This window comes from Idiomarina abyssalis (assembly GCF_900116625.1).
Taxonomy (GTDB): domain Bacteria; phylum Pseudomonadota; class Gammaproteobacteria; order Enterobacterales; family Alteromonadaceae; genus Idiomarina; species Idiomarina abyssalis.
The window spans coordinates 1,017,826-1,036,922 of sequence record NZ_FPBE01000001.1 but is presented as its reverse complement, the minus strand read 5'-3'; the positions used below and the strand labels follow the sequence as shown (position 1 = coordinate 1,036,922).

23 protein-coding genes are annotated in these 19,097 nt (G+C 47.9%); 12 read left to right on the top strand and 11 right to left on the bottom strand.

All coding sequences use genetic code 11. The features are described from left to right. Nucleotides 1–23 precede the first annotated feature (23 nt). Genes BM359_RS05120 through BM359_RS05110 form a run of 3 tightly spaced genes read left to right on the top strand, consistent with a single transcriptional unit; the run spans nucleotide 24 to nucleotide 1,751 of the window. Nucleotides 24–272, top strand: coding sequence for a YcgL domain-containing protein (locus tag BM359_RS05120; RefSeq protein ID WP_054491022.1), 249 nt, complete (start codon nucleotides 24–26; stop codon nucleotides 270–272). Continuing rightward, entirely contained in the window at nucleotides 266–1,303 is a 1,038-nt protein-coding gene (locus BM359_RS05115; protein ID WP_054491020.1) for a lytic murein transglycosylase, read from the top strand. The genes BM359_RS05120 and BM359_RS05115 overlap by 7 nt, the downstream gene beginning before the upstream one ends. Nucleotides 1,304–1,307: 4 nt before the next feature. After that, nucleotides 1,308–1,751, top strand: a complete 444-nt coding sequence (locus tag BM359_RS05110; RefSeq protein WP_233399243.1) for a YcgN family cysteine cluster protein — start codon at nucleotides 1,308–1,310, stop codon at nucleotides 1,749–1,751. Between the two features lie 12 nt (nucleotides 1,752–1,763). Here BM359_RS05110 and dsbB read toward each other — a convergent pair whose 3' ends face one another. Continuing rightward, nucleotides 1,764–2,309 (bottom strand): disulfide bond formation protein DsbB, encoded by a 546-nt coding sequence (gene dsbB / locus BM359_RS05105; RefSeq protein WP_054491018.1) that lies wholly within the window; start codon nucleotides 2,307–2,309, stop codon nucleotides 1,764–1,766. Nucleotides 2,310–2,452: 143 nt separating this feature from the next. Between dsbB and fadR the strand changes: the two genes are divergently transcribed. From fadR to BM359_RS05090, 3 genes are all read left to right on the top strand, one after another. Then, nucleotides 2,453–3,163, top strand: a complete 711-nt coding sequence (gene fadR, locus BM359_RS05100) for a fatty acid metabolism transcriptional regulator FadR (RefSeq protein ID WP_054491016.1) — start codon at nucleotides 2,453–2,455, stop codon at nucleotides 3,161–3,163. 235 nt (nucleotides 3,164–3,398) lie between these two features. Continuing rightward, nucleotides 3,399–3,995, top strand: a complete 597-nt coding sequence (locus BM359_RS05095) for a DUF5610 domain-containing protein (RefSeq protein WP_054491015.1) — start codon at nucleotides 3,399–3,401, stop codon at nucleotides 3,993–3,995. Nucleotides 3,996–4,047: 52 nt separating this feature from the next. After that, on the top strand, nucleotides 4,048–4,815 hold the full coding sequence (locus BM359_RS05090) for a M90 family metallopeptidase (RefSeq protein WP_054491013.1): 768 nt from the start codon (nucleotides 4,048–4,050) through the stop codon (nucleotides 4,813–4,815). Here BM359_RS05090 and BM359_RS05085 read toward each other — a convergent pair whose 3' ends face one another. Then, on the bottom strand, nucleotides 4,816–7,140 hold the full coding sequence (locus tag BM359_RS05085) for a DUF748 domain-containing protein (RefSeq protein ID WP_054491011.1): 2,325 nt from the start codon (nucleotides 7,138–7,140) through the stop codon (nucleotides 4,816–4,818). A gap of 150 nt (nucleotides 7,141–7,290) precedes the next feature. On the opposite strand from BM359_RS05085, the gene BM359_RS05080 reads away from it, so the two are divergent. The 3 genes from BM359_RS05080 to BM359_RS05070 all read left to right on the top strand — a co-directional run bounded on the left by BM359_RS05080 (nucleotide 7,291) and on the right by BM359_RS05070 (nucleotide 9,488). Further along, the gene (locus BM359_RS05080; protein WP_054491009.1) at nucleotides 7,291–8,286 is read left to right on the top strand and encodes an alpha/beta fold hydrolase; all 996 of its coding nucleotides are present in this window, start codon (nucleotides 7,291–7,293) and stop codon (nucleotides 8,284–8,286) included. Between the two features lie 145 nt (nucleotides 8,287–8,431). Next, nucleotides 8,432–8,905, top strand: coding sequence for a hypothetical protein (locus tag BM359_RS05075; RefSeq protein WP_054491007.1), 474 nt, complete (start codon nucleotides 8,432–8,434; stop codon nucleotides 8,903–8,905). Nucleotides 8,906–8,981: 76 nt separating this feature from the next. After that, entirely contained in the window at nucleotides 8,982–9,488 is a 507-nt protein-coding gene (locus BM359_RS05070; RefSeq protein WP_054491005.1) for an Lcl C-terminal domain-containing protein, read from the top strand. Between the two features lie 56 nt (nucleotides 9,489–9,544). On the opposite strand, the gene BM359_RS05065 is transcribed toward BM359_RS05070, so the two are convergent. Next, entirely contained in the window at nucleotides 9,545–10,126 is a 582-nt protein-coding gene (locus tag BM359_RS05065; protein ID WP_054491003.1) for a superoxide dismutase, read from the bottom strand. A gap of 204 nt (nucleotides 10,127–10,330) precedes the next feature. Here BM359_RS05065 and BM359_RS05060 point away from each other — a divergent pair, with 204 nt between their 5' ends. Both BM359_RS05060 and BM359_RS05055 read left to right on the top strand, forming a co-directional pair. Then, nucleotides 10,331–10,669 (top strand): Grx4 family monothiol glutaredoxin, encoded by a 339-nt coding sequence (locus BM359_RS05060; RefSeq protein WP_011235037.1) that lies wholly within the window; start codon nucleotides 10,331–10,333, stop codon nucleotides 10,667–10,669. Nucleotides 10,670–10,845: 176 nt separating this feature from the next. Beyond that, entirely contained in the window at nucleotides 10,846–11,451 is a 606-nt protein-coding gene (locus BM359_RS05055; protein ID WP_054491001.1) for a peroxiredoxin, read from the top strand. A gap of 67 nt (nucleotides 11,452–11,518) precedes the next feature. Here BM359_RS05055 and rnt read toward each other — a convergent pair whose 3' ends face one another. Next, nucleotides 11,519–12,166: a ribonuclease T gene (rnt, locus tag BM359_RS05050; RefSeq protein ID WP_054490999.1), complete on the bottom strand. Its 648-nt coding sequence runs from the start codon at nucleotides 12,164–12,166 to the stop codon at nucleotides 11,519–11,521. Between the two features lie 128 nt (nucleotides 12,167–12,294). Here rnt and BM359_RS05045 point away from each other — a divergent pair, with 128 nt between their 5' ends. Next, nucleotides 12,295–13,191 (top strand): flagellar protein MotY, encoded by an 897-nt coding sequence (locus tag BM359_RS05045; RefSeq protein WP_054491111.1) that lies wholly within the window; start codon nucleotides 12,295–12,297, stop codon nucleotides 13,189–13,191. A gap of 5 nt (nucleotides 13,192–13,196) precedes the next feature. On the opposite strand, the gene nth is transcribed toward BM359_RS05045, so the two are convergent. Genes nth through rsxA form a run of 7 tightly spaced genes read right to left on the bottom strand, consistent with a single transcriptional unit; the run spans nucleotide 13,197 to nucleotide 19,036 of the window. After that, nucleotides 13,197–13,832 carry an endonuclease III gene (gene nth, locus BM359_RS05040; protein ID WP_054490997.1) on the bottom strand — a complete coding sequence of 212 codons (636 nt, stop codon included), beginning with the start codon at nucleotides 13,830–13,832 and terminating at the stop codon, nucleotides 13,197–13,199. 29 nt (nucleotides 13,833–13,861) lie between these two features. Further along, nucleotides 13,862–14,542, bottom strand: coding sequence for an electron transport complex subunit E (locus BM359_RS05035; RefSeq protein ID WP_054490994.1), 681 nt, complete (start codon nucleotides 14,540–14,542; stop codon nucleotides 13,862–13,864). Next, nucleotides 14,539–15,180: an electron transport complex subunit RsxG gene (gene rsxG / locus BM359_RS05030; protein ID WP_054490992.1), complete on the bottom strand. Its 642-nt coding sequence runs from the start codon at nucleotides 15,178–15,180 to the stop codon at nucleotides 14,539–14,541. The genes BM359_RS05035 and rsxG overlap by 4 nt, the downstream gene beginning before the upstream one ends. 1 nt (nucleotide 15,181) lies before the next feature. Continuing rightward, nucleotides 15,182–16,234: an electron transport complex subunit RsxD gene (gene rsxD / locus BM359_RS05025; protein WP_054490990.1), complete on the bottom strand. Its 1,053-nt coding sequence runs from the start codon at nucleotides 16,232–16,234 to the stop codon at nucleotides 15,182–15,184. Then, a complete protein-coding gene (gene rsxC / locus BM359_RS05020) occupies nucleotides 16,231–17,877 on the bottom strand; it encodes an electron transport complex subunit RsxC (RefSeq protein WP_054490988.1) in 1,647 nt (548 codons plus the stop codon). The genes rsxD and rsxC overlap by 4 nt, the downstream gene beginning before the upstream one ends. After that, the gene (gene rsxB / locus BM359_RS05015) at nucleotides 17,874–18,455 is read right to left on the bottom strand and encodes an electron transport complex subunit RsxB (RefSeq protein WP_054490986.1); all 582 of its coding nucleotides are present in this window, start codon (nucleotides 18,453–18,455) and stop codon (nucleotides 17,874–17,876) included. The genes rsxC and rsxB overlap by 4 nt, the downstream gene beginning before the upstream one ends. After that, the gene (gene rsxA / locus BM359_RS05010) at nucleotides 18,455–19,036 is read right to left on the bottom strand and encodes an electron transport complex subunit RsxA (protein WP_054490984.1); all 582 of its coding nucleotides are present in this window, start codon (nucleotides 19,034–19,036) and stop codon (nucleotides 18,455–18,457) included. The genes rsxB and rsxA overlap by 1 nt, the downstream gene beginning before the upstream one ends. Nucleotides 19,037–19,097 lie beyond the last annotated feature (61 nt).

Here is a 19,097-nt window from a genome sequence, read left to right as displayed (position 1 = left end):
AGCCCTTATTCAGGAGAACTGCCATGCTGTGTGATGTTTATCGCAGCTTAAAGAAAGCCGATACCTACCTTTACTTGCCTCACGGTAATGAATTCACAGAAGTACCTGACGTTTTGTGTGAACAGTTTGGTCGCGCCGAAAAGGTTATGACAATAAACCTTGCCGGGCGTGAACAGTTGGCCCGTTTAACGGTCGAAAAGCTACAGGAACATTTGCAAAACGATGGTTTCTATTTGCAGTTGCCACCGAAACGAGAGGAACTTCAATGTTAACAAATACAATAAAATTCACAGGGCTGGCGTTATGTCTGGCTTCTGTAGTTACGCTGAGTGCGCCGGCTTTTGCTTACCAGGATACCGATAAGAAAGCGAAAGAAGAGAGCAGTGAACAGGTTGACCAACAGTTTGCCACTTACGTTGAAGCCCTGAAAGCTGAAGCCATTGAAAGCGGCTATAAGCAAGATACCTTAGACAAAGCCTTTGCTAAGGTGAAGTACTACGAGCGTGCAGTCGAACTGGATAAAAATCAGCCTGAATTTAAACTCACACTCGACACCTACCTGCCGCGTGCGGTTCCGGAGTGGAAGGCTGACAAGGCACTGGAAAAATACAACGAGCATAAAGAACTGCTGGAAAAAGTCGGTAAAGAGTACGGTGTGCAGCCACGCTTTATTGTGGCGCTGTGGGGAATTGAAACCAACTTTGGTTCATTCACCGGTGGTTTTGATGTGGTTTCGGCTTTAACTACCCTGGCTTTTGATGGTCGCCGCGAAGAGTTCTTCAAAAAGCAGCTCTGGGAAGCTTTGACCATTATTGAAGAAGGCCATATTGCGCCCGAACAGATGAAGGGTTCATGGGCTGGTGCTATGGGGCAAACTCAATTTATGCCCAGTTCTTTTATGAGTTACGCAGTGGACTACGACGGTGACGGCAAAAAAGACATTTGGGGCAGCTTCCCGGACGTTTTTGCTTCAGCGGCTAATTACTTAAGCTCTGTTGGCTGGAAAGACGACGTAACCTGGGGACGTCAGGTGCAACTACCTGAAGGCTTCGATGAGTCACTGGCAGGCCTGGATACCAAGAAAAAACTGGCCGAATGGGCCGAACTGGGTATTACCCGTTTCGATGGTTCGGAATTACCGTCGCGTGATGATATTGTCGCCTCAGTTGTTATTCCTGATGATAACGAAGGCCGCGTTTATCTGGCTTACGCTAACTACGATGCGTTAATGCGCTGGAATCGTTCGCATTACTTCGTAGCGGCAGTGGGCTATTTGTCCGACCGCATTCGTTTCCCAAGGTAATGACTTGTCGGCATTGATGAAATGGTATGAGCAGCCACTGCATACGCTGAGTCACGCACAATGGGAAGCCTTGTGTGATGGTTGTGGGCAGTGCTGCTTAAATCAGCTGCAAGACGAAGAAGATAATCTGTATTCCACTGACGTTGCTTGTCGGTTATTAGATACCGACACCGCACGTTGTACTGACTATGCACACCGAAGCGAACGCGTACCTGCCTGCGTTACTTTAACGCCGAATAACCTCGAAGATGTCTATTTTATGCCTGCCAGCTGCGCTTACCGGCTGCGGGCAGAAGGACAACCCTTGCCTGAGTGGCATCCATTAAGGCATGAGGGTAGCAAAGAGCCAATGAAAAAAGCCGGCTATCATGTTGCCGGCCATTGTGTCAGTGAAGCGAAGTTTAAAGGCGATCTTGAAGACAGAATAGTGACCTGGCCCTTAACTTAAAAGCGCTTTGAACTATTTGTGGTAAAGCACCAGCCCGTCTTTTTTCTTAAACGACGCAATAATGTGACAGACAGCCACAATAATACCTATCAGTAAAAAGCCTGCGAAAATTACCGTCATCCAGCCCGGCATACCTAAGCCAAGCCATTGCCAGTCAATGTCACCGCATAAGCCGGGGGCGGCAAAAAGCCCGGGCATCCATTCATGCAGCGGTGCCCAGCCCGGGAAGTTTGGCGCGCTTTCACACACGGCAAAAAATGCGTTTTTTGAAGTCTGTAAGTCCCAGTGATCGTAAGCAATGAGCAAACCCTGGTAACTGCTGTAAAGCCAGCCAATTAAAGCTGCCCAGCGAGTTAACCAAAAGCCCGAACCAAACAGGCCAACAATGGCAGCCAGGCCAATGCCGACCACTGCCATACGCTGATACACGCATTTGACGCAGGGCTCTAAACCCAGAACCATCTGGAAATACAACGCTGCCGCTAACAGTCCCGAACATCCTAAAAACAATAATAACCAGGCAAAAGGTTTGTTAGGCCACTGACCCACAGATAGCATGGTGATTTTCCTTAAGAAACTGTAAAAACGTAGAAACCATACCCAAATAGCTTGGTGTTGTCGATATAAAGCCAGAAGTTATCTTGTCCGACCTCACAGAAGACTGCTAGAATCGCTCTATTAGTCAGTACACAGGCGGGAATATGATAATAAAAGCTAAAAGTCCGGCGGGTTTTGCCGAGGAGTACATCGTAAAATCTATCTGGAACGGGCATTTTGCACCGGGCACTATCTTACCCGCAGAGCGTGAGCTGTCTGAACTTATTGGTGTTACACGAACCACTCTGCGTGAAGTGCTGCAGCGTCTGGCACGTGACGGTTGGCTGACCATTCAGCACGGCAAACCCACCAAAGTGAACAACTTTTGGGAAACCTCCGGCCTGAATATTTTAGAAACCCTGGCACGTTTGGACGAAGACGGTATGCCTGAGCTTGTGGATCAGCTGTTATCTGCGCGCACCAATATTAGTGCTATTTATATTCGTGCCGCTATTCGTCATAACCCACAGCGGGTTATCGAGCTGCTGGAACCCACCAGCGAGCTGGAAGACAACGAAAAGACCTTTGCCGAGTTCGATTACCAGTTAAACCATGACTTAGCTATGGCCTCCGGCAACCCTATTTATGTGTTGGTACTAAACGGCTTTAAAGGTCTGTACGCACGTATTGGCCAGTACTACTTTTCATCGTCAGAAGCTCGCCAGTTAGCACGCGACTACTACGCCGACCTAATTGCCGTAGCGCGCGAAGGCGACTACAACGAGTCGGTAAATCTGGTTCGCCGGTACGGTTATGAGTCCGCTGAAATTTGGCATGGCCTGCGTGGTGATATGCCAAATGACTTGGTGGATTGATTAGGGGAGCTTTTTCAGTTTTCTTGATAAAGCCTAATTTCTTATTATTTAGTGCCTGATGATTCTTACTGAGTTGTCAGGCATTTTTTATGTTCGCTTTATTTCCTTTCGGTTAAAAATCCATAGGTTCACAGCGCCATTTTAATAAAAGTCTAAATTTTAACCACTACCTGCCGATAACCAGTTACGGGCTATACTAAAATCAAGTTATAGTCGACTTTTCAGGAACAACATCATGTCAATTATCTCAGGCAATGGCACTTCTGTAGCGGGCGTTGGTAAGCAAAATACCAATAATGTAAAAGCGGATGACAATCGCAATACGAAAGAGGTCGCTCCAAATTCCAGGCAGGCACAAAACGAAGCCATTTTACGTGCCCATGAGCGAGTATCGCTTAGCAGCAATAATGACGCACTCAGCTTGCTGTATAAAACCGCACTGGAAGGCATTAATGCTGAGCTAGAGCCGGTAATGGGCAAAAATGCGGTGAAGAAAACTTATGAGTCCGGTACGGATACTTCCCCCAAGGCTACGGCGGATCGTATTGTTTCTTTTGCTACCAACTTTTACAGTCGCTATAAAGAAGTCAATGCAGGCGAGTCTGAAGAAGAAACCCTGAACAAGTTTATGGAAATTATTCGTGGTGGTATCGAAACGGGCTTTAAAGGCGCCAAAGATATTCTTAGCAGCTTTCAGGTGTATGAAGGTGATGTTGAAAGCGATGTCGATAAAACCTATGAGCTGGTTATGAAAGGTCTGGATAACTTTCGTGAAAAAATGCTGGAACTGGCTGCCGAATCTGAAGAGTCTGATAGCAGCGTTGAGGATTAACCTCAGTGCTTTTATAGTGCGTACATGGAAAGAAGTATGGCTGTAACAACAGATGTTTAAAAGACTGCGTACGTGGTTTGAAAACCGGCGCATTAAAAAAATGGGCTTCACAGAAAGCGAGTGGGAATCCGCAGTCGCAGATTGGCCTGTTATAGCCCGGTATAAAGGTGCTGAGCGTGATGCTCTGCGGGATATGACCCTTCGCTTTTTGGTGCGTAAAAACTTTGCTTCAGGCGGCGGCTTCCAATTCAACGACGCTATGTGTCTTAAAATAGCAACTATGGCCTGCGTACCTGTTTTGCACCTTGGGTTAGATTGGTACGATCACATCTATAGCATTATTCTTTATGAAGGCGACTTTGTACCTAATCGTCCTTACCGTAGTGACGACGGTGTTGTTCACACTCATAGTCCGGGGCTAAGCGGCGAGGCCTGGTTGCAAGGCCCGCTGATTCTTTCATGGCAGTCGGTGTGTCATACAGGCCCTCATTCCCGTCACGGAAAGGCCGCGAACGTTGTCATACACGAATTTGCGCACAAGCTTGATATGTTGCGCGATGGTGCCAATGGCGCACCACCCATGCATCCCGATATGAAGCCCGGAGAATGGCACGATATTTTTTCAGCGGCCTGGGAAAGGCTGCAGAGTGACTCAGTTCATCACAGACCGTTACCACTAGACGGTTACTCGTTAACCAGCCCGGCTGAATTTTTTGCCGTCTGCAGCGAGACTTTTTTTGAAGACCCAGAAACGATGAAAGAGCATATGCCGGAGGTCTACCGGTTATTGTGTCAATTCTACCGCCAGACTCCTTGTTAATTACTCTGCGCTAACGCTCACTTCCATAGCAACGCGTTCACCTTCGGGTGAACCGGCCTTTTTAGGCTCCAGAATGCGGACTCTTTCAGCTGCTATAGCTGTATCTGCGTCGGCATTAACCAAAGCTTCCCGCACCGTTTCAGCGCGGGCATTGGCTAAAGATTTGAGTTCAGAGTCTGTAATTGGTTGCGCCTCAATGACTTTTTCAGCCAAATGGTTTCGATAGGCCAGAGCATCGAACGCTGGCTCATCGGTTGACTCACTTTGTTGATCAGTGAAATGCGCCTTTACGGTTGCAAGTTCGGCTTCCGGGTAATGAGAGGTGAACATTGCCTCTACAATGTCCTGGTTTGCCTCGCTTGTCAGGCTGGAGTCTGATATTTTCCGGGCTTGCTCCGCGAGCTTCTGCTGCAGGGCTTCCTTCGCTTTCGCTCGTTTTAGAGGCGGGCTATCAAAGCTTTTGTTGAAGGGCCCAGCCAACTCCAGAACCAGCTGTGGCCGCTGGTTAAGGGCTTCGCGAAGCTTGTTTATCCGTTCTCGTTGCGGTGGACTCAGGTCTGTGCGGCCCGCCGAAAATTCAATCTGGCCAAGCTCTTCTGAGTCAGCGCCGACAAGGCTTGCCAAAAAACTAAAAGGTGCTGTAACTACAGAGGTAATGGCATTGCCCACGGCTTGTTTAATCACTTTGCCGAAGTCGAATTGAGGGTTGTCGATATCTCCTGTTACCGGTAGCGTCAGGTCAATAACACCATCGCTGTCCTGTAGCAGTGCTATAGCAAGGTCCAGCGGCAGATCCATGGCTTCGCTGGAAGTCATCTTTTCACCGAGTTTCAAGTCATGAAGCAGTAGGTTGTTTTCGCCATTGAGTTGGTTGTCGGTGACGCTGTAGTCGAGGTCAAGATCCATAGTTCCGCCTGCAATTTTACGGCCCGCGAAGTTCACTGTATAAGGCGAGTATTCCGGAATCTGGAGGTTGCGGAAACTTAGGTTAATATTGGTCTGGCGAGCAGGGTGCCAGGCGTGCACGGAACCATCGACACGCGCCGAGCCATACTCTGCAACCTCGCCTTCCAGGTTAATTCGTGCCGGTTCGGCCGATTGGGAGCTTAAGGTTGATACCTCTCCGTTTAATGTATGGATGCGGGTTGAGAAGGGCAGCGGCAAAGAATTATCGGCAAAGTGGATGGTGCCTTCGGCCAACTCAATAGCTTCAATGGTGATACTGAACGGATCTGTGTCCTCGTTTTTACTGTCAGTCGCTTCTGGAGACTGAGTGACGAGTTGCCCAAAGTTAGTGGTTTTGTCCTCGTAAATGACGACCCGGCCAGACAAGCCTTCAATGGTAATGGGGTCGGTCTCAACCTGCTTATCGTTGAGGCTGAGGTTAAGTTGTTGAGTTTCAAGATTCTGCCAGCCAATTAGCGGTTCATCCTTGGTGCCTTCTCTGATGCTAAGCGAGCTAATACCGGCAGAGCCCTGGAAGGCAAAAGGTTGCTGTGCATCTGTTTGTATTTTCCCATTGAGAGTCAGGGTTCCGCTATCAAGCCGTACGTTCATGAATTGCTGCAGGTAGGGCTCGGCCTGCATCAGTGCCAGCTCATTAATGCAGGTACTGCCTTCCAGAGTAAAGGTTGGCAGCACCTGAAGTTGACCGTCGAAGTTAACTTTGCCGCCTTCGTAGAACTGCGCATCCAGGCGTAGCGGAAAGCTCGTATCCTTTTGCAATGTGAAGTCTTGTAGCGACACTCCGATACTCTGTAATGCCAGCGACACTTGCTTCGTTTTTTCGCCGTTTTTTAAGTTGTCGGCGAAGCGCAAAACGCCCCTCTCCACATTCAGTTTTCTGATCTCTAAGGCAGGCAGTTGTGCTGGTTCACTTTCTTTAGGTTCCGTGCCTGTGTTTTCAGCGGCTAACCGCGAAAAGCGGGTTTCGCCCGAGGTAAAGCGTTCTTCCTGAATAGTAGGCTTGTCAAGATGTATGGTTTCGAAGGTCCAGGCTTGGTTGGTGATGCTCGCCCAGGTGAGGTCGATGAACAGACGTTCCCAGCCAAGTAACTGTCGCTCATCGACGTCGTCCAGTTCAAGGCCGTTGATTTGCAGCGTCAGGGTGTAGGGGTTGGTTTGTACTGACTCTATGCGAAGTTCACGGTCAAAATCTTCCTTTGCGGTATTCACCGCCACGTACTGAATAACCAACGGCAAGGCAAAAAATCCCAGCAAAGTGTACAGAACAACCAGTACAATCAGCCAGAACCGAATTCGGCGTGGAGAGGCCCATCTCGTTTTCAGGTAGCTACCGAACCGATGTAGTGAACCTCTGTGCATAAGTCAGCCTCTATTTGAATTACCAATAAGCATAGTGTAGACGCCTCAGTGTGACACGTCATTTCTAGCAGAAGGTTGTCGAGCGGAACTATTGCATCAGGAAAGAGCCCGATATAGTGTTGATTGAAAATTAGACGCAAGGAGTCACACATGCGTAGTTGGAGTTATACACTGCTTACTGCCTTTCTACTCGGGCTGACAGCACCTGTTTTTGCAGACGACAAAGCTCCCGAATACGATGCCCACTTAAGTGGTTATTCGTACCCATTTGACGTTCAGACCTTTGAGTTTGATAGCCAGCGACAGAGCCTGGAAATGGCCTACATGTATTTGCCCGCCGAAAAGGGGCAGCCAACCGTGTTGCTGTTACATGGCAAAAATTTTGCCGCCGACTATTGGGAAGAAACCGCTAATTACCTTCATGAAAAAGGTTACGGGGTGCTTATGCCGGACCAAATTGGTTTTGGTAAGTCGTCCAAACCGGCACATTATCAGTTTTCTTTCGAAGCCCTGGCTAATAACACTAAGGCGTTATTAAAGTCTGAGGGTATTGAACAAGTGATTGTTATGGGTCATTCCATGGGCGGAATGCTGGCAACTCGCTTTGCGCTAAACCATGACACTATGGTTGAAAAACTGGTGTTAGTTAACCCGGTTGGCCTGGAAGATTATCTGCGCTATGTCGAATACAAAGACCCAGCGTTCTTTTACGAGAATGAGAAGGGTAAAACCATTGACCAGATCCGCGCCTACCAGCGCAAAAACTACTATGACGGTAAATGGTCAGAAGATTATGAAGAGCTTATTGAAATTCACGTAGGTTGGATAAATGGAGATGACTGGAATCAGGTTGCCTGGAATAATGCGCTAACCTACGACATGATTTTTACCGGCAATGTGTCTAATGAGTTTGACCAGTTGGTGGTGCCGACACATTTGATTCTGGGAACGCGTGATACTACAGGCCCCGGTCGAGGCTGGAAGAAAGAGGGCGTTAATTACGAACTGGGTCGCTACGATAAACTCGGTGAAATTGTGGTAGAGCAAATTCCGGACGGCTACCTTTATGAACTGGAAGGTATTGGTCATATGCCGCAGTTTGAAGCTTTTGATCGCTATCGCGAGCAGTTGGATAAAATCTTTTAGGTGACCTTAAAATAATAACGAAGAGGGTTATCAAGATCATGTCATATAGGATAAAAAAATGAATTTCCACCGGTTTTGAGCCGGCAAATCAGGTAAACTAATGTAGTAATCTTAATGGGGTTATTACAACAAAAATAGGTGACTGATGTTTAATAAGTGGGGGCTAATGACTTTAGCCATTGTGGGGGTGTCAGGCTGTGCCTCTATCTTTCAAAATCCAGAAGCTGAGTTCGAATCTTTAGTTAAAACCAATGGCTTTTACTACTCTGACGGCAATTCAAAAGCAAAAAAAGCAATTGAAGAGCAATTGGCTAAGTTCAACCTAAACTCAGAATCTCTCGAATCGACTTCAACCAATAACAGATTCGCTATCCTTACTTTCGATGATTTATCCGAAAATAAGCTTACTTATATTATAGGGTCGGGAAAAATAGTAGAAGGCAAAATAGATAAGCAGCTCATTGAGAAAAAAGTAAGTAGCAAGTATAGAGTTTCCAGTGATCGGAACGGTGGTTACAGAATTCGGTTTTATGAAAATACCGGCAGTTTGCATTCTGACTATTTGTTACGAGCCAATAGTAAAGGTGATATTAGAGATTTTACATTTATAGCTAAGTAGCTATAGGTGTCGATGAATCTAATCGTCCATATGGCCGGTAAGTTTTTAATATAAACGAAACTGTTAAAGGAAAAAAATGAAGTTTAAAATTTTAATTGTAACCCTTGTATCTCTTTTTGTTTCGGCGTGCGCCTCTACCTCAAAAGTTAGTGAGCTGGACTGCCAACCCTCTTTAGTAGATAACCAAGACGGAACTATTACCGACACAGAAACGAATTTAATGTGGGTAACTAACGATCATTTTTATGAGACTTTATCTGGTGGAAATCGTTGGGTTGGCTGGGAAGGAGCAATGTCTAAAGCCGAAAACAGTCAAATACAAGGCTATACAGACTGGCGGGTGCCTACGGAAAAAGAATTGATGACTATTCTGGATAGTAATTGTAAGTCTCAAGGTACTAAGATAGTTGAAAGACTTTCTATACCAATGTCACCTTTGTTTGGTAATCCAACCTATCCATTTTTTTGGACATCTGAAGAAAGAGGCGAAAAAGCAATAGTAGTAGACTTCGAAATAGGTGCGGCTCGGGAAGCTCCCAAAAACGCTGGTAATACAGTGCGCCTTGTTCGAGACATTAATTGATAAAAGCTAAAAAAAGGCGCCAAACGGCGCCTTTTTTAATCATTCACAAATTTGCTTTAAGCAAAGTTCTTGTTAACGAAGTCCCAGTTTACCAGCTTCCAGAAAGCTTCTAAGTAGTTAGGACGAGAGTTACGGTAGTCGATGTAGTAAGCGTGTTCCCAAACATCAACGGTCAGCAGAGCTTCTACGCCATCGTGCGCGACAGGAGTGTCTGCATCGTCTGTGTTCAGTAAATCGACAGAACCGTCAGATTTTTTCACTAACCAAGTCCAGCCAGAACCAAAGTTACCAGCAGCGCTTGCGTTGAACTCTTCTTTGAATTTCTCGAAAGAGCCAAATTTTGCGTTGATAGCTTCTGCTACTGCGCCAGTTGGTTCACCGCCGCCGTTCGGGCTTAGGCAGTTCCAGTAGAAAGTGTGGTTCCATACCTGTGCGGCGTTGTTGAACAGTCCGCCTTTTTCAGACTTGATGATGTCTTCCAGAGATTTGCTCTCAAGGTCGGTACCTTTAACGGCGTCGTTCAGCTTGCTCACGTATGTAGCGTGGTGCTTACCGTAGTGGTATTCCAGAGTTTCTTCTGAAATATGTGGTTCCAGAGCGTTTTTCTCGTATGGAAGAGCCGGTAGTTCAAATGCCATAATTTTCTCTCCGTAGTTCTTTTTTGAGTGCAAATTTGCGACTCGCACGTTAATGCGTGCAAGTTCTTTTCTTGTTATACCTTACGATATATAGGGCTGACTGGTTTGCTTTTCAAGGAAATCTTTCAATTTAGGACAAAACTTTATAGGCTGTGTTAAAATACCTGAGTGTTTTAATCAACCATTATATTAAGCAGAGGTGTTATGGAAACGGTTGACAGAATTAAGCAGCAAATCGAAGAAAACCCAATCCTGTTATACATGAAAGGCTCTCCGAAGTTGCCTAGCTGTGGTTTCTCTTCACAAGCATCACAGGCCTTAATGGGCTGTGGCCAGGCGTTTGCTTACGTCGATATCCTGCAAAATCCGGATATTCGTGCAGAATTGCCTAAATACGCAAACTGGCCAACCTTCCCGCAGCTGTGGGTTGAAGGTGAATTGGTCGGCGGTTGTGATATTATTATGGAAATGTTCCAGAACGGCGAGCTGCAAGAGTTGGTTTCTGAGGTTGCTGAGCGGCATCCAGAGCCTTCAGCTGAGTAAAGAGCCTTCAGCTGAATAAAGAGCCTTCAGCGGAATAAGCAGCCTTCGGCTGAATAAAGTTTAAGCAAACAGTAGACAATCTGTAGTGAAATTGACGGATGCCCTTGTTTTTTTATCCAGGCATCCCCATCACTACCGGTGAAGCTTTAACACTCAACATTAAATGGAGAGAATCGATGTCTGTATTAGTAGGTCGTAAAGCACCTGATTTTACTGCAGCAGCAGTATTGGGTTCAGGTGAAATTGTTGAAGATTTTAAACTGTCAGACGCTATCAAAGGCAAAAAAGCTGTTGTTTTCTTCTACCCGTTGGACTTCACTTTCGTATGTCCTTCTGAGCTAATCGCATTTGATAAGCGTTTAGACGAATTCAAAAAGCGTGGCGTAGAAGTTATTGGTGTTTCAATTGACTCTCAGTTTACTCACAGTGCATGGCGTAACACGTCAACTGACGCTGGTGGTATCGGTCAGGTGAAATACCCATTGGTTGCTGACGTTCGTCACAGCATTTGTAAAGCGTACGACGTAGAACACCCAGAAGCTGGTGTTGCATTCCGTGGTTCATTCTTAATTGATGAAGACGGTATGGTTCGTCACCAGGTCGTTAACGACTTGCCATTAGGCCGTAACATCGACGAGATGCTGCGTATGGTTGACGCACTGAACTTCCACCAGAAACACGGCGAAGTTTGCCCAGCAGGCTGGGAAGAAGGTAAAGAAGGCATGAAAGAAAACGCAGAAGGCGTTGCTTCTTACCTGTCTAAAAACGCTGACAAACTGTAAGCGTTTACTGAATCGAAAAAGCCGCTCGTTTGAGCGGCTTTTTTTATGTCTGAAATTTGTACTCGGATTAACTTTTGTCCTGACGAGACTCAGGTGGCCAGCCACCGAGTTCTTTCCAGCGGTTAATCATCCAGCAGTAGAGCTCTGCGGTGCGTTCGGTATCGTATAGGGCTGAGTGTGCTTGTTTGCTGTCAAACTCAATACCGGCTGCCTGACATGCTTTAATCAGTACGGTTTGCCCTAAGGTCATTGCCGCAAGCGACGTGGTATCAAAACTGACAAAAGGGTGAAACGGGTTACGTTTTAAACTAGCACGTTCGGCGGCGGCCATAACAAAACCGTGATCAAAGTTTGAGTTGTGTCCGACTAAAACTGAACGCTGACAACCCGCGGCTTTCTGCGCTTTACGAATGGGTTTGAAAAGCTCACGCAGGGCTTCACCTTCCTCTACCGCGCCGCGTAATGGGCAGTGCGGATCAATGCCGTTAAAGTCGATAGCTGCCTGTTCAATATTGGCGCCTTCGAAAGGCTGTACATGGTAATGAACAGAGTCCACGGGCTTTAACAGACCATTGTCATCGAAATCCAGCAAGACGGCAGCTATTTCCAGTAACGCATCGGTTTTTGCGTTAAACCCCGCTGTTTCGACATCGACCACGACGGGCATGTATCCGCGAAAGCGTTGCTTCATAAGCGAGTTAGAGCTGTCTGACATAGAATTTCCGTAGTGTCTTAAAGATAACGCCATTATGCCAAAGATCATCACGCTCTGCTTGCAGAAATACTAAAGCAACAGCAATGCGTGCCGATAACAGACGTATCAGAAATAAATCAGGGGCGCTTATGAAAAATTGGCCGATGTTGACTGCTGTTTCAGCTTCTGTGCTGCTATCAATTGGGCAGGCGCAGGCAAACTCAGTCAGGCACTACAGTGCAAACCTGGATAACTCCGCGTGGCAGGTAAGCGAAGAGAACCGTTTAGCCTGTGAAATGGAGCATGAGATTCCCCGTTACGGTAAGGTGCGCTTTCAAAGCGAGGCGAGTAAAGAGCTCAACTTACGTATGAAAATGGAAATGCGCAAGTTACCGGACAGCTATGGTGTGTCTGCCATTGAGTCCGTTCCGCCGCGCTGGCAGCCAGGCGAGTCCAGTTACCGTATTGGCGACATGAAGCTCTATAAGCAGTTTGATGGCGAGCTGCAGAAGCAACTGGCCTGGACCTTATTGAGCGAGCTGGAAAAAGGGCGTTACCCGACATTCTTTTACAACGACTGGTATAACAGCCGCGATGAAGTTGCTGTCTCTATTTCTTCAGTGAACTTCCGCCGTGCTTACGATGACTTCATGAGCTGTGTTAATGCGTTATTACCGTTCAGTTTTGACGACATTGCGTATACGGTGCTGAACCACGAAGCCGAAAGCGAAAAGCTGACTGTTGCGTCGCAGCGTAAGCTAAAACAAATTAGTGACTACCTGCAGGTGGATAACGATTTGGAACTGGTTTTAGTCGACGCTTATACCGATTCGCTTGGCGCGCGAGGCCCGAACAAAGAATTAACTGAGGAGCGGGCGAAAGAAATTCAGCAGTTTTTCGTCGAACGGGGTATAGATGCGGAGCGTATTAAAACCGTTGCTCACGGTGAAGACCGGCCGATTAAATCGAATGACAACGAGTTAAACCGTCAGATCAACCGCCGTGTTATTGTGCAGTTAAGCAAACCACCCATGATTGAGCTGTAAAAGGCTCAGTCACTGGTCTTTTCTTTAAATTCGCACAAGTCTTCTATGACGCAGGAACCACACCTTGGTTTACGGGCTATGCAGGTATAACGCCCGTGCAAGATTAACCAATGGTGCACGTCTACTTTAAACTCAGCCGGCACCACTTTTATCAGTTTTTCTTCCACTTCTTTAACGTTTTTACCGGGGGCCAGTTTGGTGCGGTTAGACACCCGAAATATATGCGTGTCGACTGCGATAGTGGGCCAGCCAAAAGCCGTATTTAAAACCACGTTTGCCGTTTTTCGGCCAACACCCGGAAGAGCTTCCAGCGCGGCCCGGTCTTCCGGTACTTTGCCACCGTATTCTTCCACCAGAATTTTGCAGGTTTTGTAAGCGTTTTCGGCTTTGGAGTTAAACAAACCAATGGTCTTTATGTATTCTTTTATTCCATCTACTCCCAGGGCCAGCATGGCTTCAGCGGTAGGTGCGGCAGGGAATAGTTTACGGGTGGCTTTATTCACACCCACGTCGGTTGCCTGGGCGGACAACAAGACTGCAATTAACAGCTGAAAAGGGGAGTCATATTCCAGTTCAGTTGTTGGGTTCGGGTTATTGTCCCGCAGCCGACTCAAAATTTCGTAGCGCTTGTTTTTATTCATAAGAGTTCGTTTTTATTTGTGTTTTTTTATTAGGCCGTGACCCGTGCCCGGGTAACGGTTTTCTTCTCGGCACGGGCACTCCGCACAGCGTCAATCTTGTTTTTCAGGGCAATGATAAAGCCCATGCCAATAAAGGCTCCTGGCGGTAATATAGCCAGTAATAAAGGGTAATTAACGGTAAAGAGCTCAATTCGCAATTGTGCTGCCCACTCACCCAGCAGCAATTCTGCGCCATCAAACAGGGTGCCGTTACCAATAATTTCTCGCATAGCGCCCAGTACTATCAGTACCAATGCAAAGCCAACACCCATTGCCAGCCCATCGAATGCTGCGCGTTGCCAGGGGTTTTTAGAGGCATAAGCTTCGGCGCGGCCAATAATGGCGCAGTTAGTCACAATGAGCGGAATGAAGATACCCAGCGACTGATAAAGCTGGAACACATAGGCGTTCATGAGCAGTTGAATAATGGTTACGAAGGTGGCAATGACCATGACAAAAACGGGTATGCGGATTTCCGAAGGGATAAATTCACGCACCAGAGACACGGTGATGTTTGAACCAACCAGTACGAACAAGGTCGCCAGACCCAGGCCCATGGCGTTGGTGACTGAGGCAGTCACTGCTAATAGTGGACACAAGCCTAAAAGCTGCACTAATGCGGGATTGTTTTCCCACAGGCCTTGCTTGGTCAGGTTTTTGTATTCGTTCATTCCTGAGCCTCCTGACAATGTGGTAAGTCGGCGTTAAACAGAACGTCTGCTTGCTGCTGAAGCTTTAATGTCGCACGTTTTACGGCAGAGACCACAGCCCGGGGGGTGATGGTCGCGCCGGTGAACTGATCAAACATGCCGCCGTCGCGCTGAACAGCCCAGCGGTTATCATCTTCACCGCGAACACGCTTCTCAGCAAAGCTCTTTATCCAGTCACTTTTCTGAATTTCAATTTTATCGCCTAACCCCGGGGTTTCCTGATGGCGCAAGGTTCTTACACCTAAAACTTCGCCATTGGGTTGAATAGCCAGCAGCAAACGGATAGCGCCGGAGTAGCCGTCTGGAGCTACAATTTCAGCCGCTAAAGCAGTGGGCTCATCGTTAACCCATGCGCGATACAACGGCTGCGGCTTAGTACTGCCCAGAGCCGGATCCTGTAGTAATCGACAGGATTGGTATAAGTCGTTGTCGTGCAGTGCCGGCGGTATCAACTGATTCAGTGTGCGAAGCACTTGCTGCTGCTGTTGTCTGGCGATTTTGTCTTCTGTCAGCAGTTGCACACCAATAATTAAAGCGGTAGCAATGACCGCAAAAGCGGCCAGTAATAAACCATTTTTCTGCATACTGTTAAAGGTCATATCAGTCTCCGTGGCCGTAAACAACAGGCCGCGTATACCGGTCTATTAATGGTACACACATATTGGCAAGCAACACGGCAAAGGCTACGGCGTCGGGGTAGCCGCCCCAACTGCGAATAACAAAGACGATGAAGCCAATCAATAAGGCAAAAATCACGCGGCCCCGGTTTGACGTGGCGGCCGATACCGGGTCGGTTGCTATAAAGAAAGCACCTAACATGGTTGCGCCACTTAAGGCGTGCACGATAGGTCCGGGCATAAGGTCGGGCGCAAAAATATGAGCAATAAAAGCCGGTAGGCAAAGGCCTGCAAGGAACCCCAGCGGAATGTGCCAGCTGATAATGCGTTGCTGAATTAAAAGTAAGCCACCGACTAAAAAGCCCAGATTAATCCACTGCCAGCCGGCACCGGCAAAATAACTGAACTCTGGTCCCTGATAAATTTCTGTCAGCGTATAACCCCGGGTCAGTTCTGTTTTTATGGTATCCAGCGGTGTTGCCATGGTGACACCATCAATACCTGCACGCAGTTGCTCTACGCTGTAACCGGCAGGGGTGTATTCAAACAATATGGTGTGCAGTGTTTGCCACAAAGTTAGCGAGTGCTCGCTAATAGTGGAAGCCGGTAGCCAGTTTGTCATTTGTACCGGAAACGAAATTAACAACAGCACATAACCTGCCATGGCCGGGTTAAATAGGTTCTGACCCATGCCACCATACACATGCTTGACCACAACAATGGCGAATAAGGTTCCTATAACGATGACCCACCAGGGCGCAAGTGAGGGAATGCTAATGGCCAGTAAAATGGCGGTGACTATTGCGGTGTTGTCACGCAGCGCGGAAAACGCCGGTCGCTCGCGGGCAACCGTACAGGCCATTTCGGCTAATACCGCAGTAGCAACGGCTAGTGTAATTTGAAACCAGACTCCGGGACCAAAAAAGTAGCTTTGCAGCAAGACGCCGGGCACTAAGGCATAGCAGACCCAGCGCATCATTTCGCTGGTGGTTCTTTGGTTATGCCCGTGGGGTGATGGTGCAATTTTGAAACTCATGACTCATTTCCTTTGGCTGAGCTGTCCTCATCGGCGTTGTCTTTTGCTGCTTGTGCCGCTTTTTTGGCTTTGGCGCGGGCAATAGCGGCTGCAACTGCGGCGGATTTCCCAGCTGGTTTCTCGTCGCCACTGTCAGTTTTACTGTCAGGTCTACTGGCTTTTTCCTGCTGCATTTTTTTGCGCTCTTCGGCGGCTTTGCGATGGCGTTCTAAACGTTCCTGCTTTTCGCGCTCCAGCCTTTCCTGGCGAGCTTCAAAGCGCTTCCGAGCCTGTTCGGCTTTGGCCTTTTCACGGGCAATGTTACGCACTTCAGCCTTAGCTTTGCGGTAATAGTGCACCAGCGGAATTTCGCTGGGACAAACATAGGCGCAGGCGCCGCACTCAATGCAGTCAAATAAATGATGCTTTTCCAGTTCGTCGTAGTCTTTCGCTTTGGCCAGCCACTGCAATTGCTGTGGCTGCAAAGTTGCGGGGCAGACGTCCGAACAGGCACCACAACGAATACAGGCCAGCTCGGGGCCAGGAGCCGGCAGCTCGTGATCGGTTGGTGCTAAAATGCAGTTTGTGGTTTTAATGACCGGTACTTCGGTACTGGGTAAGGTGAACCCCATCATCGGGCCGCCCATAATAATTCGTTGTTTCTTTTCCGGATTAAAACCGGATTCATCCAGCAAATGTTGAATAGGGGTACCTAATAATGCCCAGACGTTACCGCGTTGTTCTAATGCCTCGCCGGTTAGGGTAACCACTCGCTCTAGTAAAGGTTCGCCGTGAATAATGGCGCGCTTAACGGCATAAGCGGTACCGACGTTTTGCATCAGTAAACCAATGTCCATGGGCAACTTGCCGCTGGGCACTTGATGGCCTGTCAGCAGCTCAATCAGTTGTTTTTCGCCGCCGGAAGGGTACTTGGTTGGTACCACTTTAAGCTTTATTTGCGTGTCATCATCAATGGCCGCGGCTATGGCTTTTATTGCTTCGGGCTTATTGTCTTCAATAGCAAACAACACCGAGTCACATCGGGTGATGTATTGTAAAATTCGGGTACCGGCAATAATATCGTCTGCGTACTCCTGCATGAGACGGTCATCGGCGGCAATATAAGGTTCGCACTCAACCCCGTTAATAATTAAATGCTTAAGGGGTTTTTGCTGTGCCAGTTTCTGCGCAGTAGGAAAACCTGCGCCACCCAGACCGGCAATACCCGCTTCCTGAACCAGCTCCAGCAAACGCGATATTTCAACATCGTGATAGTCGGGCAGAGCATGTTTGTTGCCCCAGCGTTCTTCTCCATCCGGATGAATGACAATGGCTTGCTCGGGCAGACCCGAGGCATGGGCCGTAGGGCGTTCTTCAATGGCCGCAATAATACCCGAGGTTGGAGCATGCAGCGGTAACCCCTGGCTTAACCCGGCTTCAGTCAGGCGCTGGCCTTTATCAACACGGTCACCTACCTCAACTAATACTTTGCCGGACGGGCCTATGTGTTGACGTACGGGTAAAATGAGCTCTGCTGGCAATGGCAAACGTCTTATTGGACGGCTGCTGGCCGGTTGTTTGCGTTCCGGCGGATGAACGCCACCGGGAAATTGGCCGATGATATCGGTGTTAAAGTCGCGGTTTACTGTTTTTACATCGCTCATTCAACCACCTTCACCGGAATACTGTTGGCTTTTATGTTTTCTTTTACGGTGTCTAAGTCCCACTGCCAGGTTTCAGGCTTAGGCTTAACCGCCACCATGTCAATGCAGTCAACCGGGCAAGGTTCGACACAAAGGTCACAACCTGTACATTCATGTTCAATAACGGTGTGCATTTGTTTTGCCGCGCCTAAAATGGCATCAACCGGGCATGCCTGAATGCATTTGGTACAGCCAATGCACTCGTCTTCGCGAATAATCGCGACTTTTTTAACGTCTTCTTCGCCGTGGGCGTCGTCAAGGGGTTTGGGTTCAACGCCCATTAAGTCGGCAAGCTGTTTTATGGTTGCTTCGCCACCGGGAGGACACTTATTAATGTCATCGCCATCGGCAATGGCCTGTGCGTATGGGCGGCAACCGGGATATCCGCACTGCCCACATTGCGTTTGAGGCAGAATTTCGTCAATTTGGTCAACAATGGGGTCGCTCTCGACACGGAATTTAACCGCGGCAAAGCCGAGTATCACCCCGAATATCAGCGCTAATACGCCCAGCGCGATAACTGCTCCGAATAAACTCATTAACCGCTCACCAATCCGCTAAAGCCCATAAAGGCAAGAGACATAAGCCCTGCGGTGATCATCGCAATAGCTGAGCCTTTAAATGCTACTGGCACGTCGGCGGCAGCTAAGCGCTCACGCAGAGCTGAGAATAAAATCAGTACCAAGGAGAACCCAACTGCGGCACCCAGGCCATAAACAATGGACTGCACAAAGTTGTGTTGCTCGTTGACGTTAAGCAAAGCAACACCGAGAACGGCACAGTTGGTAGTAATTAGAGGCAGAAAAATGCCCAGCAACCGATACAGGGTTGGGCTGGTTTTATGCACCACCATTTCGGTGAACTGCACGACCACGGCAATAACCAGAATAAAACTTAAGGTTTGCAGTGACATTAAATCCAGCGGCTCTAACAAATACTGATTGACCAGATAACTGCAGACCGAGGCCAGTGTCAGCACAAATGTGGTGGCAGCGGACATACCTATGGCGGTATCTAACTTGCTGGAAACGCCCATAAACGGGCACAAGCCCAGGAACTTTACCAACACAAAGTTGTTTACCAGCACGGTGCCTATCAGTAGCAGTAAGTAATCGGTCATTTACCTTTCCGGGTACTGTGGTTATTTAAGACCGCATATTATCGGTGTTTTGGCCGCCATA

Bases quoted from the DNA above. Each gene is read 5' to 3' on its own strand.
- rsxD (WP_054490990.1), bottom strand. From the start codon at position 16,234: ATGAGTTTCAAAATTGCACCATCACCCCACGGGCATAACCAAAGAACC.
- rnt (WP_054490999.1), bottom strand. From the start codon at position 12,166: ATGTCAGACAGCTCTAACTCGCTTATGAAGCAACGCTTTCGCGGATAC.
- BM359_RS05095 (WP_054491015.1), top strand. From the start codon at position 3,399: ATGTCAATTATCTCAGGCAATGGCACTTCTGTAGCGGGCGTTGGTAAG.
- rsxC (WP_054490988.1), bottom strand. From the start codon at position 17,877: ATGAGCGATGTAAAAACAGTAAACCGCGACTTTAACACCGATATCATC.
- nth (WP_054490997.1), bottom strand. From the start codon at position 13,832: ATGAATAAAAACAAGCGCTACGAAATTTTGAGTCGGCTGCGGGACAAT.
- BM359_RS05090 (WP_054491013.1), top strand. From the start codon at position 4,048: ATGTTTAAAAGACTGCGTACGTGGTTTGAAAACCGGCGCATTAAAAAA.
- rsxB (WP_054490986.1), bottom strand. From the start codon at position 18,455: ATGAGTTTATTCGGAGCAGTTATCGCGCTGGGCGTATTAGCGCTGATA.
- BM359_RS05120 (WP_054491022.1), top strand. From the start codon at position 24: ATGCTGTGTGATGTTTATCGCAGCTTAAAGAAAGCCGATACCTACCTT.
- BM359_RS05115 (WP_054491020.1), top strand. From the start codon at position 266: ATGTTAACAAATACAATAAAATTCACAGGGCTGGCGTTATGTCTGGCT.
- BM359_RS05045 (WP_054491111.1), top strand. From the start codon at position 12,295: ATGAAAAATTGGCCGATGTTGACTGCTGTTTCAGCTTCTGTGCTGCTA.
- BM359_RS05035 (WP_054490994.1), bottom strand. From the start codon at position 14,542: ATGAACGAATACAAAAACCTGACCAAGCAAGGCCTGTGGGAAAACAAT.
- BM359_RS05070 (WP_054491005.1), top strand. From the start codon at position 8,982: ATGAAGTTTAAAATTTTAATTGTAACCCTTGTATCTCTTTTTGTTTCG.
- BM359_RS05085 (WP_054491011.1), bottom strand. From the start codon at position 7,140: ATGCACAGAGGTTCACTACATCGGTTCGGTAGCTACCTGAAAACGAGA.
- BM359_RS05065 (WP_054491003.1), bottom strand. From the start codon at position 10,126: ATGGCATTTGAACTACCGGCTCTTCCATACGAGAAAAACGCTCTGGAA.
- BM359_RS05060 (WP_011235037.1), top strand. From the start codon at position 10,331: ATGGAAACGGTTGACAGAATTAAGCAGCAAATCGAAGAAAACCCAATC.
- rsxA (WP_054490984.1), bottom strand. From the start codon at position 19,036: ATGACCGATTACTTACTGCTACTGATAGGCACCGTGCTGGTAAACAAC.
- dsbB (WP_054491018.1), bottom strand. From the start codon at position 2,309: ATGCTATCTGTGGGTCAGTGGCCTAACAAACCTTTTGCCTGGTTATTA.
- BM359_RS05055 (WP_054491001.1), top strand. From the start codon at position 10,846: ATGTCTGTATTAGTAGGTCGTAAAGCACCTGATTTTACTGCAGCAGCA.
- BM359_RS05080 (WP_054491009.1), top strand. From the start codon at position 7,291: ATGCGTAGTTGGAGTTATACACTGCTTACTGCCTTTCTACTCGGGCTG.
- rsxG (WP_054490992.1), bottom strand. From the start codon at position 15,180: ATGACCTTTAACAGTATGCAGAAAAATGGTTTATTACTGGCCGCTTTT.
- BM359_RS05075 (WP_054491007.1), top strand. From the start codon at position 8,432: ATGTTTAATAAGTGGGGGCTAATGACTTTAGCCATTGTGGGGGTGTCA.
- fadR (WP_054491016.1), top strand. From the start codon at position 2,453: ATGATAATAAAAGCTAAAAGTCCGGCGGGTTTTGCCGAGGAGTACATC.